Annotated in this window: 8 protein-coding genes; 4 read left to right on the top strand and 4 right to left on the bottom strand. The window is 59.8% G+C overall.

Annotated features, from left to right (window positions below; translation table 11 throughout):
• Positions 1–38: 38 nt before the first annotated feature.
• A complete protein-coding gene (locus tag ACMX25_RS02940) occupies positions 39–1,481 on the bottom strand; it encodes an aminotransferase-like domain-containing protein (RefSeq protein ID WP_414948060.1) in 1,443 nt (480 codons plus the stop codon).
• A 293-nt stretch (positions 1,482–1,774) separates the two neighbouring features.
• Between ACMX25_RS02940 and ACMX25_RS02935 the strand changes: the two genes are divergently transcribed.
• The 4 genes from ACMX25_RS02935 (at position 1,775) to ACMX25_RS02920 (ending at position 7,602) form a co-directional block, all read left to right on the top strand.
• Positions 1,775–2,617 carry a VOC family protein gene (locus ACMX25_RS02935; RefSeq protein WP_414948059.1) on the top strand — a complete coding sequence of 281 codons (843 nt, stop codon included), beginning with the start codon at positions 1,775–1,777 and terminating at the stop codon, positions 2,615–2,617.
• A gap of 205 nt (positions 2,618–2,822) precedes the next feature.
• Positions 2,823–4,031, top strand: a complete 1,209-nt coding sequence (locus ACMX25_RS02930; protein ID WP_414948058.1) for an aminotransferase-like domain-containing protein — start codon at positions 2,823–2,825, stop codon at positions 4,029–4,031.
• A gap of 100 nt (positions 4,032–4,131) precedes the next feature.
• The gene (locus tag ACMX25_RS02925) at positions 4,132–4,596 is read left to right on the top strand and encodes a RidA family protein (protein ID WP_414948057.1); all 465 of its coding nucleotides are present in this window, start codon (positions 4,132–4,134) and stop codon (positions 4,594–4,596) included.
• A gap of 594 nt (positions 4,597–5,190) precedes the next feature.
• Complete coding sequence (locus tag ACMX25_RS02920) at positions 5,191–7,602, top strand: bifunctional diguanylate cyclase/phosphodiesterase (RefSeq protein ID WP_414948056.1); 2,412 nt, start codon at positions 5,191–5,193, stop codon at positions 7,600–7,602.
• Positions 7,603–7,719: 117 nt separating this feature from the next.
• Here the strand turns inward: ACMX25_RS02920 and ACMX25_RS02915 are convergent, their stop codons facing one another.
• The 3 genes from ACMX25_RS02915 to parC all read right to left on the bottom strand — a co-directional run bounded on the left by ACMX25_RS02915 (position 7,720) and on the right by parC (position 14,902).
• Positions 7,720–11,334, bottom strand: a complete 3,615-nt coding sequence (locus ACMX25_RS02915; protein ID WP_414948055.1) for an autotransporter domain-containing protein — start codon at positions 11,332–11,334, stop codon at positions 7,720–7,722.
• A 566-nt stretch (positions 11,335–11,900) separates the two neighbouring features.
• Positions 11,901–12,359, bottom strand: coding sequence for a CopD family protein (locus tag ACMX25_RS02910; protein WP_414948054.1), 459 nt, complete (start codon positions 12,357–12,359; stop codon positions 11,901–11,903).
• A gap of 230 nt (positions 12,360–12,589) precedes the next feature.
• The gene (gene parC, locus ACMX25_RS02905) at positions 12,590–14,902 is read right to left on the bottom strand and encodes a DNA topoisomerase IV subunit A (RefSeq protein ID WP_414948053.1); all 2,313 of its coding nucleotides are present in this window, start codon (positions 14,900–14,902) and stop codon (positions 12,590–12,592) included.
• Positions 14,903–14,935: the final 33 nt, after the last annotated feature.

The following is a 14,935-nucleotide window of genomic DNA, read 5'->3' as shown; positions in this document are numbered from 1 at the left end:
GGGCGCGTGATCTGGCTCAAGCCGAAACTTCAGTGGCCTTATCCCACACGGTCCGAATAGGCGGAAAGCATCGCGGGCAGGCCCGGATCGCCGCAATTCGCGATGTTGAAGCGCATCCACGTGCTGGGCAGCTGATGCGGGGAAAACAAGCTGCCGGGCGTCAGCAAAAAGCCAGCTTCGTGTCCGGCCGCAGCGAGCCCCTCGGAATCCACGCCGGTATCGGCCCATAAAAACATACCCGCCGATGGCACCAGATACGGCTTGTAGCCGACTTTTTCGAACATCCGGACGGTTTTCTCCCGGACTCCGTCCAGCTTTGCACGCAGCCGTTCGACGTGACGCCGGTAGTGGCCGTCGGTGAGCACTTTGTACAGCACGCGCTCATTCAGTTCGGGGCTCGTCATGCCAACCAGCATTTTCTGATCGGCAATAGCGTTCGCCACTTCAGGCGCCGCGGCGATATACCCCACCCGCAAGTTCGGCGCGAGCGTCTTCGAATAACTGTTGAGGAAAATCACCCGCTTTAGCTGGTCAAGGCTCGCAAGCCGCGTTGCGGGGAAATTGGTCGGGCAGAGGTCGCCGTAGATATCGTCTTCCACGACGATGAAATCGTAGGTCTGCGCGAGTTGCAAAATGCGAAACGCATGCGCCGCGGTCAACGACGTGCCGGTCGGATTTTGCAGCACGGAATTGATCACGAGCATCTTCGGGCGCCAGGTCTGGACCATGGCTTCGAGCGCGTCGAGATCGGGCCCGTCCGGGGTGTACGGCATGCCGACCAGCCGCGCGCCCTGTGCGACGAAGCGGCCGAACATCTGGAACCAGGCGGGGTCGCCGACTATGACCGTATCGCCAGGTTTGACGAACACCCGCGCGATCAAGTCGATGGCCTGCGTCACGCCGGACACCATCACGATCTGCTCCGTCGACGCGCCAATCTCCAGCTCTTCCAGCCGCGTCTGGATTTGCTGGCGCAGCGGCAGGAAACCTTGCGGCGTGCCAAAACCGAGCATTTGCGCGCCGCTTTGCCGGCTCATGGAGCGCAGCGCGCCGGTCAGCAATTCGCCGTTCAGCCAACTGGACGGCAGATAACCGATGCCCGGCCCTTTCGCCGGACTCGACGTGTGCAGCATGTTGCGCAGCAGCCAGACCACGTCGATAGAGCTGGGCACCGGCGCGCGCTCGGTGGCCAGCGTTGGGTGGACGTGGGAATCGTTGGAACTGGTCCGGTCGCGCACGAAAAACCCGGAGCCGCGCCGCGAGTCGAGATAACCGTGCGCGACCAGCCGTTCATATGCCTCGACCACCGTGAAACGCGACACGCCTTTGTCGATGGCAAGTTTGCGGATGGACGGCATGCGCATGCCCGGACGGAACACCCGCTCGTCAATCCGGCGCCGGCCCCATTGGACCAACTGGTCGACGAGCGTCAGCTGCGGCGCGCCGTGTGGCGCGGGAATCTGGTCGAGCGGGACTGACATGTCAGGTTCCATCGGAGATTAAATGCGTTCGATGACTGTACCGTAGAGTATCGGATCGATTGTACCGTTACTGTTACGGTCGTTGCCGATACATTTAAGTCAGGGACGATAGGTAAACTTGGCGGTTTCTGTACGCATTTGGTGCGCTTTTCAGTTACTTCGAGCGTTGCGCCAAACACTCGGCCAGATGGCTAACGCAGAATTGCTGCAGCGGCACAGCCGGGCGGAACGGGTATGCTGACGAGTTCAGCCGGCGTTGTCCGGGCAATTTTCCTTCAAGCTATTCGCGCACTATGACCGCTCATCCGCTGCAACTCGACCACCTCGTTATCGCTGCCCGCACGCTGGAAGAAGGCGCGGACTTTATCGCCGCGAAACTGGGCGTCGAGATGACCGGAGGCGGTGCACATCCGCTGATGCGCACGCATAACCGCCTGCTGAACCTGTGGGGCGGTACATATCTGGAAGTGATCGCGGTTGACCCGAACGCGGAGCCCGTCCAAACACCGCGCCCTCGCCTCTTCGCACTCGACGACCCGGCGCAGATCAAGCGCCTTGAGGCCGGCCCGCAACTGGTGCATTGGGTCGCGCGGGTGAACCGGCCGAAGCGGCTGACGCGTTGGCAAGCGCAATACCCGGAGCGTATCCCGGCTGTGGTACCGCTGACTCGCGGCGGGAACGCTTGGGATCTGACCGTTCCCTCCGATGGCACTTTCCCAGCGTGGCAAGGCGCCGGCGACGGGCTCCTGCCGTCGCTGATCCAGTGGGACACGCCGCAGCATCCGAGCGAAACGCTGCCGGAAACGGGGATTGCATTGAAGTCGCTGACGGGTTTCCATCCACGGGCGCATCTGATCTCCGAGCAACTGGCATGGCTTGGCGTATCGCAGTTACTGCAGGTCGAGGTGACAGCAGGTACGCCTGTACTCGTCGCGGAATTCGAGTTGGTGGATGGCTCTATCGTTACGCTGGGGGAATCGGCCGAATCGATTGAAGCGGCAAAGCGGGCAGAGGCCGCGCCGGCCAAGACGGTCCGCAAGCGTGCCAAGAGCAGGAAGACCGAGGACGCAGAAGAGGTTAACGACGCGGACACGCCCGAAGACACGGCAGATCCGGTGCAGGAAGACGAACAATAGAACGCCGGCGCGGTTCGTAGTCGTATTGGGTTTTGATGAATATCAACCCCGACCGTCCGCGCACCGGGCACGCCATAATGAGCGTCCACCGTCGTTAGCCGACCGCGCTGAATGCAGTACGCAAGACCTTATTCGAAGCACCGTGCAGCATTCCACTAACCCGCATGCGCATTAGAACCGCTCACCGAGACCAACTGAGGACCCCATGAATCAAGCCGACCTTCAAGCCCAGCCGTGGCAACTTTCCGAACGTGCGAGAAAGCTCACCAGTTCGGCGATTCGCGAAATCCTGAAGGTCACTGAGCGGCCTGAGGTAATTTCATTCGCGGGCGGATTGCCGTCGCCGGCTACGTTTCCGGTCGAGGAAATGCGCGTGGCGTGCGACCGCATCCTGAGCGACAGCCCCGCCGCCGCGCTGCAATACAGCGCCACCGAAGGCTATCTGCCGCTGCGCGAATGGGTCGCGCAACGCTACTCGGTGAACGGCGCGTCGATCCGTCCTTCGCAAGTGCTGATCACAACTGGCTCGCAACAAGCGCTCGACCTGCTCGGCAAGGTGTTGATCGACCCCGCCAGCCGCGTACTCGTCGAAACACCGACGTATCTCGGCGCGCTGCAGTCGTTTTCCATGTATGAGCCGAAATACGTGCAAGTCCCGACCGACGAACACGGCTTGATCCCGTCCTCGCTCGACGCCACGCTGACGGCGGGTGCGCGCCTCCTGTACGCGCAGCCGAATTTCCAGAACCCGACCGGCCGCCGCCTGTCGCTGGAACGCCGCACCGCGCTGGCTGCGTTTGCGCAACGCGCCGGCTTTCCGGTGATCGAGGACGATCCGTACGGTGCACTCGACTACGCGGGCGCGCCGCTTCCGACCATGCTGTCGATGGCGCCCGATCACATCGTGCATCTGGGTTCGTTCTCGAAGGTCCTGTCGCCCGGCATGCGCGTGGGGTACATCATTGCGCCGGAAGAATTGCACTTCAAGCTGGTGCAAGCGAAGCAGGCAACCGACTTGCATACACCGAGCCTCACGCAGCGCATCGTGCATGAAGTCGTGAAGGACGGTTTCCTCGAGACGCATATCCCGAAGATCCGCGCCTTGTATCGCGACCAATGCGCGGCGATGCTGGCGTCGCTCGAACAGCACATGCCGCCAGGCGTTGAATGGAATCGTCCGGAAGGCGGCATGTTCGTGTGGGTGACGCTGCCGAAACACGGCGGTAAGCACATCGATACAATGAAACTGCTCGAGCAGGCAATCGAGCAGCACGTCGCGTTCGTGCCCGGTGGCCCGTTCTTCGCGAACGAAGCAGAGCACAACACGCTACGGCTGTCGTTCGTGACCGTGCCCCCGGCGAAGATCGACGAAGGTGTCGCCAAACTCGGTGCACTGATTCGCGCGCTGGTCTGATCGCATTGCATTGCATTGCATTGCATTTCAAGCGTGCCGCGGCGGGACGACCGCCTGGGCACGCTCCCGCTTCATCCTTTCCATTTTCAGGGAGTACCCCATGGCCCAACTGAACGTATACGACAAGCTGAAGGAACTCGGCATCGAGCTGCCGACGGCCGGCGCCCCCGCCGCCGCCTACGTGATGAGCGCACAAAGCGGCAACCTGGTTTATCTGTCCGGGCACATTGCGAAGAAGGACGGCAAGGTATGGGCGGGCAAGCTGGGCGCTACGCTCACAACCGAGGAAGGCCGTGCGGCTGCGCGCTCCATCGCCATCGACCTGATCGCCACGCTGCACGCGCACGTCGGCGACCTGAACAAGGTAACGCGGATCGTAAAGGTGATGAGCCTCGTCAACTCCACGTTCGAGTTCACCGAGCAGCATCTGGTGACCAACGGCGCGTCCGAATTGATCGCCGATATCTTCGGCGAGGCCGGCAAACATGCGCGCTCGGCATTTGGCGTAGCGCAGATTCCGCTGGGCGCGTGCGTCGAAATCGAATTGATTGCCGAAGTCGGCTGAAAGCCCTGCTTTAAACGCTTAAGAAGCATAAATCGCTGCAACGAATTTTAGTATTGTTCTTAATCCCGATGCCGCCCGGCATCGGGATTCAAATTACCGCACTTCGTTTGCTTAAATTCACATTGGCGAAACGCGCATCGCCTCACTCAAAGCCCTTTCAGATAAGCGTTTCAGCCTATCCGTGTATACCTCGATACTTCGCTTCGCCGCCGCGCTTCCTTAAATGAGTTGCCTTCAGTAATATCTAAGCCTGTTGTCATTGGTATTATTCGACTTAGCTGCCTTTAGGGAAATCAGTCTCACGCGGGAGAGACCGGATAACCAGCGGCTATCGGTCAACCCACGTCAACGTTGGACGGAGTTCTAAAATACAGTATTGCCAAAATCATCGTAAGCAAAATGCAAGCGCGCTTAACGCGCACGCGGGTCCTCGTCGAGAAGATTCGCATAAAAGGTCCGGATTCATCGGAAAAACGGCAATAACACCCGACTCACCGGCATTGGACGCGCTGCAGCAATGCCGACATTCATTTTTGTTGTTCCGGACGCAGTATCGGCGCAACCCGTCACAGGGTCCATGGACTGACCAAACCCATGAATCGATCACGGCCCAAAGCGCCACGCGACATGAAACAAGCGGATTTTCCGCGACGGCGCCGCGCATTGTTCGCCATTCCGGCGCTAGGCGGGCTCGTGCTCGTCCTGCTGTGGACGGTGATCTTTGCACGCCTGTCGGTCGAACGCGATGCCGCCACGCACGCGTCAATGGCCTCAGCGGCCATTCTCTCGTCCGCGCTCGAGCAGCACACGATCAAGGCAATCCATCAGGTCGACCAGATCACCCGGTTCGTCAAATACGAGTTCGAGAAAACACCGGGGCAGTTCAACCTTGCCAGCACGGTTGAAAAAGGCGTGGTCCAGAGCGACACGCTGGTGCAAGTCTCGCTGATCGATGAACACGGCATGCTGATCGGGTCCACCTCCGGCGCCATCCCCAAACCTGTCGATCTTTCCGACCGGGAACATTTCCGGATTCACCAGCTTTCCAACGACGACCTGCTCTATATCAGTAAGCCGGTCCTCGGCCGGGTATCCCGGCAATGGACGCTGCAGATCACGCGCCGCCTGAATCATCCCGACGGTTCGTTCGCGGGCGTCGTGGTGGTATCGGAGGATCCCAGCTACTTCACGAGCGACTTCTACAACGTGGCGTCGATCGGACGCGACGGCGTGGTCGCCGTGATTTCCGACAACGGTTCAGTGCTCGCCCGCAGCACCGGTGTAGGCGCAGGCACGACATCCGTCCATCCGGACGGCCGCTTGACGAAAAAGGTGGACGGTACCGGTAACGGCGACGCGCGCGGTGGGTTCACAGCGAGCGGTGTGTACCCAACCTCCGAGCACGCATCCGGCATCTATGTCGATCCCATCGACAACGTCACGCGCATAGTTTCGTATCGGCACATAGATGGTTATCCGCTCGGCGTGCTCGTCGGCCTGTCGCAGGCGGAGGAATTCACCGACTTCAATCACACGCGGCGGGTTTATCTGCTGATGGCGACGTTCATCTCGCTCGCCATGCTCGGCTTCTTCGCGGTAGCGACCGGGCTGATCGGCAAACTGCTCGGGCGTGAGCGCGAGATGACGCATCTGGTTGAATACGATTTGCTGACCGGTTTGCGAAACCGCTATTCCACGCTGCAAATGCTTCGTCACGATGTTGCCAAACCGGAGAACGTAGGCCATCTTGCGCTGCTGTTCATCGATCTCGACAACTTCAAGACCGTGAACGATACCCTCGGCCACAACGCCGGCGACATCGTGCTGCAAATGACGGCGTCGCGGCTGGCGGAAACGATCAGCGACAACGGCATGCTGTCGCGCATTGGTGGCGATGAATTCGTGGTGGTGGTCAAGGGCGCCGACGTCGAACGGCAAGCGGTTGAACTGGCGGAAGCGGTTTCGCATATGTTCGCGACGCCTTTCGATGTGCGCGGCAGCGCCTTCGTGTTGCACGCGAGCATTGGCATTGCGTTGTATTCCGTGTCGAGCGAAAGCGAAATCGACTTGCTGAAGAAGGCCGATCTCGCCATGTACAGCGCGAAGGACGCGGGCAAGAACTGCTATCAGTTTTATTCGCCGCAGTTGTCCCATCGCGCCGATCATTTGATGAAATGGGAACAGCAATTACGGGTCGCGCTGGCCCAGGATCAATTGTTCCTCGCTTATCAGCCGAAGATCGATCTGACTCGGCGATGTATCACCGGCTTTGAAGCGTTGGCGCGATGGAATCATCCTCAGCACGGTCTGATTCCGGCTAATGAGTTCATTCCGGTTGCGGAATCGACTGGACTGATCGTGCCTATTGGCGACTTCGTGATTCATACGGCGTGCCGGCAATTAGCCGTATGGCAACGTCACGGGTATGACGGGTTATCGCTAGCGGTCAATATCTCGGCGGTGCAGTTCTGGCGCGGGGATTTGCTTGAGACCGTAGCGGCTGCCATTCGTGAAAGCGGTATTGCGCCGGGGAAACTCGAACTCGAAATTACTGAAACCGTGATGATGGAGTTTCCGGACATTGTCGCGGAGAAAATTTCTGCGTTGAAGCGGCTTGGCGTCAGGATCGCGCTGGACGATTTCGGCACCGGATATTCGTCACTGTCTTATCTGAACCGCTTTGCCGTCGATACCCTCAAGGTCGACCGATCATTTATCCAGGCTATTCCACACGATCGCAGCGTCTGCGTGATGGTCTCCGCCATTGTTAATCTCGCCCGGTCGCTGGGTTTGACCGTCGTGGTTGAAGGAACCGAAACCGAGGAGCAAGTGGCATGGTTATCGCGGCTTGGACCGGTCGAGGCGCAGGGGTTTCTCTTTTCTCGTGCGGTTCCGGCGGACGGTGTGCAGGCGTTACTCGACCGCTTTGGGGTGTGCGGCCTGGCGCTCATGGCTGACGTAGCGGCGCTGCCGCTAGGGGAAGCGCCGTCCAATGCCGTTGACTGATCCCGCAGGTCGATTAGTTAGCTCGCAAAGATGGGCCGGGCCGCGTTTGGAGTCGAAATCATTTCAAGTGTGCGCGGCGCAAAGCGCGCTCGAGCGCGTTGAATCAGATTCCCGCCGTCACCACCGGTAATCGACACCGGCGCTTCCCGTATGCGTGTGACCACCACCGCCGAATTCACCGTCGTAGCGCAAAAACGCGTGGGTTTGACGGCCTAATTCCACTCGGGCGCCAACACCGACTTGCGCCATATCTCGTGCTGGTCCGCTGCCGTGCACCGTAAAATCACTTTCTGCTGCGCCTTCGAAGCGCGCGTTAGCGGCTTGAGTCTGCGTGCCATATTGATGAGCCCAGGCCAACTGCCCATTCAAGCTAAAGGCGCGGCCGAGCCAGTCGACCTCTTTACGCCATTGCGCACCCAGCAGCGACCGCATTGAAGTCGTCGTATTGCCGGAGACTGCAAGATTCACAGAATCTGCTCCGGTTTCAGTGAATCCCGGACTCTCCACGCTCTGCATTTCAAGCGCCACAAACGGTGTAAGAACGCCGAGTTTCGCTATTGGCAGATCCACGCCGTTACGTAACGATGCGAAGTATTGGTTTCCATCGACGCTTCCAATTGCCGTGCGCGGGGCATCGGTGAAAAAGAGCGAGCGTTGCATTTTATCGTCATTGCGTGCGTAGCCAATCGTGGCCTGAAGCCAATACGCACCCGGCACGTAACTGCCGTAAAGCGCGGCTTGGTAGCTATCGAATTGGCCGTGAACAGGCAGCGTGTCCGTTGACGTATTACCGTGGAGAGCAACCAAGGCAGCGCCCACTGTAAACTGCGGCGCGATACGATAATCGACACCGGATATCACGCCAGCAAGACTTGTTTGCTGGCCAAGCCACGTGTCGTATCCCGCTGTCCTGCCAGTGCTGCCGAGCACGCTGATCCACGAACAGGCCCGCGCTCCACTGGCAGACAACGCTGCCGCCTCGCCTGCAGCACATGCGCCCGTGGTACGCGCCACGGTCAATCTTGAATCGATTGCGTCCATGCCCAGCCGTGCAGCTTCGACATGCGCGTTCGGGAAAGCCGTATAGGCTTCCGCACTCAGTTGGTCGAGTGCCGCGTAAGCCGATGCACCTTCGAGGTTGAGCAGGTCGCCTGCGACGGACAGGAAATCGCGAGTAGGCAGAGCGTCCGCGCCCATGCCTGCAACGCCGTGATCGAGCGCCGCCTCGACCGCTATCTGGTTCGGTGTACCGCCGGCGAACTGGAAGCCGCGTTGTACGTGGATGTATGCATTGTTCGCGTCGTAGACTAACGTCGGCAAGACGAATGGGTTGGACGCCGTGACACCCGAGAATTCCCCGTTTAGGCCAGAAGTTGTACTAACTATCTTGTACGTGTCGCTTGGCGTGAACAATCCGGTGCGCATTCGCGCTTGTACTGTGCCGCCTTGCAGCGTTGCGGTGCCGTCGACGCTGATGAGGTCGATTCCTTGCGGCGAGACGTTAGCCTCGTAGCGGCTGCCGGCCGTTTGCGTGTATGAACCGGCGACTGACAGCGTGCCGATCGCCAAAGGTTGAGGACCCGATGTTGCTGCGGTACTCGTCACGCCCGGTGCAATGACGCCTTGCAACGTGAGCGCACCGTTCAAGTTTCCTGTTCCGGTCAAGGTGGCGCCCGGAGCGACAGTAATCAGCGGGCTGGTCAAGATGCCTGTGCCTGTCAGCCTCAACGTGCCACTTTCAATTGCGCTGGAAGAAGCGACCTGGATGGAACTGGACAGGGTCCAGTCAATGCCCCGCATCGCGAGCGTGGAAAAACCGTAGGTGCGGCTGGACAGTGTTCCGGATCCTTGCAAGACCAATGCATTCGCCGAACCGGTTCCGCCATCAAGGTCGCCAGATACCTGACTGCCGGTGTCGAGCGTCAGGCGATTACCCGACCCTGTAAAACGAACCGCGGCGCCATTTCCGATCAAGGTTCCGGCGTTGTAGATCGAGACGTTCGATCCGGCTTGTATGGCTGCATCTCCTGCGCTTAAAATCGATCCGCCTTGCGCATTCGTCAGACTGGCTGAGCCTGCTAACGCATCAATCTCGACGCCCATTCCGTTTGCACCTCCCGCCGCGATCGACCCCGCGTTGGTGATCGAGACATTCGATCCAGCCTGCACGGCATCGCCCGCCACGCTCTTGATCGAACCGCCTTGGTTGTTCGACAGCGTCGTAAGGCCCGTTGGTGCATCCAACGTCATGCCGGCTCCGATCCCGCCCGTCGCTACAATTGTCCCTGCGTTGACTATTGAGACATTTGAGCTACCCCGAACGGCCACGCCCGCCGCGCTCGAAATGGATGCGCCCTGCTCGTTCGTCAAGCTCGCGGCACCGGATGACGCGTCGATCACAACACCAATCCCGTTTTGTCCTTGTGCCGCGATCGACCCCGCGTTGGTGATCGAGACATTCGATCCAACCTGTACGGCATCGCCCGCCGCGCTCTTGATCGAACCACTTTGTTTGTTCAGAAGGGTCGTGGGCAGCGTGGGCGCATCGATAGCAATCCCGGCTGCGTTCAATGCCGTCGTTGCGATGGAACCCGCGTTTGTGATCGAGACGTTCGAACCCGCCTGTACCGCGGCGGCGCCTGCGCTTGTGATCGATCCGCCTTGTTCGTTCAGAAGCGTGGTAAAGCCCGTGGCCGCATTGATCGTCAACCCGGCTCCGTTTCCGCCCGTCGCCGCAATTGACCCTGCGTTGATAATCGATACGTTCGACCCAGCCTGAATGGCAACGCCCGCCGCGCTCGAAATGGATCCGCCTTGCGCATTCGTCAAGCTCGCCGCGCCCGTTGGCGCATCGATCGTAATCCCGGCTGCATGTCCACCGGTCGCTGTAATAGACCCCGTGTTGACGACGCTTGTCCCTGCACCGGTCGCAATCACCGTGGCGACGCCATCTGCAGTGCTGCTTATTAATCCGCTATTCACTATACGGCTTGAATCATTCACCGACACGGCGCTTCCCGACGAAGCGACAATCGCGCCGCCGGACAATACGTCGATATCAATCCCCGTTGCTCCCGGCATTGCCATGAGACTGCCGCTCAAGCGTCCCGCCATCGTAATGCCGCCGCCGCTCACGAGCCATGTCTGCGGGGCGCCATTGGTGCCGGTGAAAGTCCAGATGCCCGGATCGCTCTTTTGCAGGATGTCGAAGCCGCGATATTGTCCGGCCGCGCCAAGGCTCGACACATCGAATGTTCCCGCACTGGTCCCGCCAAGAATCAGCGTATTGGTTGTGGATACGCCATGCGCACTCGCATCGACAATTCCGGCAATCGACGAGGTCCCCGCCAGAAACAAGGTGTTGTCCTCCGGGCCGAAGAGTATCGCCGTGCCCCCTTGTCCTGTGATGGTGCCGCTGTTGGAAACCACGCTGCCTACGCCCGTTGTTCCCGCAGTCAGATCGATTGCCGTCCCGTTGATCGAAATAATGAGCCCGGCGTTCTGAACGATAGTGGCCGAGTCGCCTATCACGCCGGGACCGTAGGCAGCAATTTTTCCGCTGGAAAGATTCGTGACAGTCCCGCCATACGGCAAATGAATCCCTGATTGAGCTTTAGTCAGATCCGGTGCCGAGCCGCCGATATCGCCTGCATTAGTGACCGAACTGCTTGCGCTATCGGCAAACACACCGTCTAACCGGCCCACGATCAAGGCGCCAGCGGAATTAGTCACGTTACCGCCGTCATACAAGGCTACGGCGGTTGTCGCTTGGCTGATTGATGATCCGTTATTAACGATAACAACAGGGCTATTGAACTGGACCGCAAAATAACCACCGTTAACAGCCCCGTTATTGGTCAGCGCCCATGTGGCTGACTTATTGGTTTCCCCTTCAATCCCGACGCTGCCCTGCGCAGTTGTATCGATGTCCGCACCGGCTATGACGGTGTACGGATACCCGCCGGAGTCAATATATAGCCGGTCTGAGAACTGTCGAGATCGGTTGCCTGCGCTTTCCCGGCAATGCAACTGACAAGGATCGAAATGCTTATTCGAAGGATTGGAATGCGCAGCCAGCCGTGCCACGCGTTGGACCCCAATGAAGAAGAACCGGGGCATCCCTTTGCTGACACGATCGAAGCACGCATTGCCTGTATCCCAGACGATTAAATCCCAGCACTCTAGACCGTCGGAAAGGTATTGACCATGACCGGAATACCTTCAAACATGGAATGAAACGCTGGGACTGACCGCTGCAACCCGTCATTCGTTTCGGCGACGGATTGTGCAATAACGCGCTACATTCCCCGCGACAAAACCGCTGCGCCCACCGTCACCACACCCAGCACGATATTGACCAGCACGAGCCGTCTGATCGTACCCACCGCTCTCGCGCCATCGGGCCAGTTTTGCGATTGGACAGCGCGGCGGATTTTCGGGAATACGCCAAAGCGGATATGACCGAAAATCAGCATCATCACAATGCCGAGACCCGCCATGGCATGTAACGGCAATGCCGCGCGAGCGCCGCCGAATTGCGTCAGCAAGAAGCCGCCAGTCAGCAATATCACCAGCACTGATGCGGCCACCCAGTTGAAAAATCGAGTGAATACCGACTCCCATAACGGCAACCTCAATTGCGGCGATAAATCCGCTATGGCTGGCCGCAGACAGAAGTGAGCAAAAATCATCCCGCCAATCCAGACCGCTACGCCCAACAAATGCAGGAACAGCGCCACTTCAATCGCTTTATTCATTAACGTCCCTAAATGCGCGTGAATCACCGGTTTCCACTGCCGAGCCAAGCACTTACTCACCCCAGCACTTATCCGCCACCTTCGTTTCAAATTTGTACATAGTTCGGGCGTTCGACTCATGCGGACGAAACCAGTTCAAGTATTTTCGAGATAAACAAACGCCCCGGGCCGGCGAAGCCGGCCCGGGGCGCGTTAATACCGCATAAGCACACGTGAGTGCGCTTCGGTTATCAGCCTTCGAACACGGGCCGCAACTCTGTCACCTTGATTGTGGACTCCGGCGCGCGGCCCTTGCGCGCCCGCTTGCCTACGTGCGCTTCCAGGGCTGCACCCGCGAGCTTCTCGTCACGCACCTTGCCGCCGCGGCCCGTGCCGATCAGCACCAGACCACGTGCGTCGATAGCCAGCGCTTGCCGCAACGTCTCCTTCGGATCGAGCGCCATCAAGATGACACCGCGGCCGCCACCCGACAGGGTCTTCATTTCGTCGACATCAAATACCAGCAAGCGCCCGTTACTCGACAAGCACACAACTCGCGTGGCGCCCGGCAGGACCGGCATGGGCGTAAGCGGTGCCGCGCCTTCGTCGATGGTCATGAACGACTTGCCCGCCTTCACGCGGCTTACCATGTCGCCGAGCTTGGCCATGAAACCAAAGCCGTTACTCGATGCCAGCAGCAACGGCTGGTCAACCGAAGCAGCAAAATAATGCAACAGATGCGACCCCGACTCGAGCTCGATCAGCGACGTGACCGGCACACCGTCGCCCCGGCCGCCCGGTAGGATTGCAACGGGCACGGAATACACGCGGCCGTTGCTGCCCCACGCGATCAGCATGTCCGGCGTGCGTGCCTGGAACGCCGCGTAGATGCCGTCACCGGCCTTGAACTGGAAGCTGGCCGGATCGAGGCCGTGCCCCTTCAACGCCCGCACCCAGCCCTTCTGCGACACCACCACCGTCACCGGATCGTCGACCACGCGCGCCTCGAACGTCGCCCGCTTTTCCGGCTGGATCAACGTGCGGCGGTCGTCGCCATATTGCTTGGCGTCGGCTTCGATCTCCTTGATCAGCAGCCGTTTCATGGCGGCATCGCTGTTGAGCAACTCTTCGAGCTTTTCCTTTTCGCCGCGCAATTCCTTCAGTTCCTGCTCGATCTTGATTGCTTCAAGCCGCGCCAGTTGCCGCAAACGGATTTCAAGAATGTCGTCGGCCTGACGCTCGCTGAGGCTGAACCTGTCCATTAGCGCCTGCTTCGGATCATCGGCTTCGCGGATAACACGGATCACTTCATCGATATTCAGGAAGACGATCATCCGCCCTTCAAGAATATGAATCCGGTCGTTCACTTTCCCCAACCGATGCTGCGTGCGGCGCGTGACCGTCGTGAACCGGAAGCCGACCCACTCGTGCAGGATCTCGCCGATACTTTTCTGACACGGCCGGCCGTCCGCGCCGATCATCACCAGGTTGATCGATGCGTTCGACTCCAGGCTGGTGTGCGCGAGCAACGAATTCACGAACTCAGTCTGGTCGATACGGCTAGACTTCGGCTCGAACACCAGCCGCACCGGCGCGTCGCGGCCGGATTCGTCGCGGACCGTGTCGAGCAAGGCAAGCAGTGTCTGCTTCGTCTGCAACTGATCGGGACTGAGCGCCTTCTTGCCGAGTTTGATCTTCGGGTTCGTCAGTTCCTCGATTTCCTCGAGCACCCTCTGGCCCGACGTGCTCGGCGGCAATTCCGTGATGACCAGTTGCCACTGACCGCGCGCCATTTCTTCGATCTTCCAGCGCGCCCGCACTTTCAGGCTGCCGCGACCGGTTTCATAAGCCGCCGCGATCTCAGCCTGGCTCGAAATGATCTGCCCGCCGCCCGGGAAATCCGGACCGGGAATCAGCTCGACCAGCCGCGCGTGATCGATCTTAGGATCGCGGATCATTGCAACCGCGGCCGCCGCGACTTCGCGCAGATTGTGCGAAGGAACCTCGGTCGCCATCCCCACGGCAATGCCCGACGCGCCGTTCAGCAGCACGAACGGCAGGCGCGCGGGTAAAAGCTTCGGCTCCTGGAACGAACCGTCGTAGTTCGGCATGAAATCGACGGTGCCCATGTCGATTTCATCCAGCAGCAATTTCGCGATCGGGGTGAGGCGCGCTTCCGTGTACCGCATGGCCGCCGCGCCGTCGCCGTCGCGCGAGCCGAAGTTGCCCTGTCCGTCGATCAACGGATAGCGCATCGAAAACGCCTGCGCGAGACGCACGAGTGCGTCGTAGGCCGACTGGTCGCCATGCGGATGATATTTACCCAGCACGTCACCCACCACGCGCGCCGACTTGACCGGCTTCGCGGTGTTGGCCAGGCCCATCTCGTTCATCGCGAACAGGATGCGTCGTTGCACGGGTTTCTGGCCGTCGGAAACGTCGGGCAGCGCCCGGCCTTTGACCACGCTCACCGCATAGTCGAGATACGCGCGCTCGGCGTAATCGCCAAGGGTCAGTTTTTCGCCTTCGGGCGCGGCTTCTTGGTCCGCGAAGAGATCGTCCATCAGATTTCCAGTGTTATGCGTTGACGAAGTTCA

The organism is Caballeronia eucalypticola (assembly GCF_047608185.1).
Lineage (GTDB): Bacteria > Pseudomonadota > Gammaproteobacteria > Burkholderiales > Burkholderiaceae > Caballeronia.
The sequence above is the reverse complement of the archived record's forward strand: the minus strand, read 5'-3'. Positions and strand labels throughout refer to the sequence as shown.

Coding starts and splice junctions, on each gene's coding strand:
- ACMX25_RS02940 (WP_414948060.1), bottom strand. CDS start 1,481: ATGTCAGTCCCGCTCGACCAGATTCCCGCGCCACACGGCGCGCCGCAG.
- ACMX25_RS02935 (WP_414948059.1), top strand. CDS start 1,775: ATGACCGCTCATCCGCTGCAACTCGACCACCTCGTTATCGCTGCCCGC.
- ACMX25_RS02930 (WP_414948058.1), top strand. CDS start 2,823: ATGAATCAAGCCGACCTTCAAGCCCAGCCGTGGCAACTTTCCGAACGT.
- ACMX25_RS02925 (WP_414948057.1), top strand. CDS start 4,132: ATGGCCCAACTGAACGTATACGACAAGCTGAAGGAACTCGGCATCGAG.
- ACMX25_RS02920 (WP_414948056.1), top strand. CDS start 5,191: ATGAATCGATCACGGCCCAAAGCGCCACGCGACATGAAACAAGCGGAT.
- ACMX25_RS02910 (WP_414948054.1), bottom strand. CDS start 12,359: ATGAATAAAGCGATTGAAGTGGCGCTGTTCCTGCATTTGTTGGGCGTA.
- parC (WP_414948053.1), bottom strand. CDS start 14,902: ATGGACGATCTCTTCGCGGACCAAGAAGCCGCGCCCGAAGGCGAAAAA.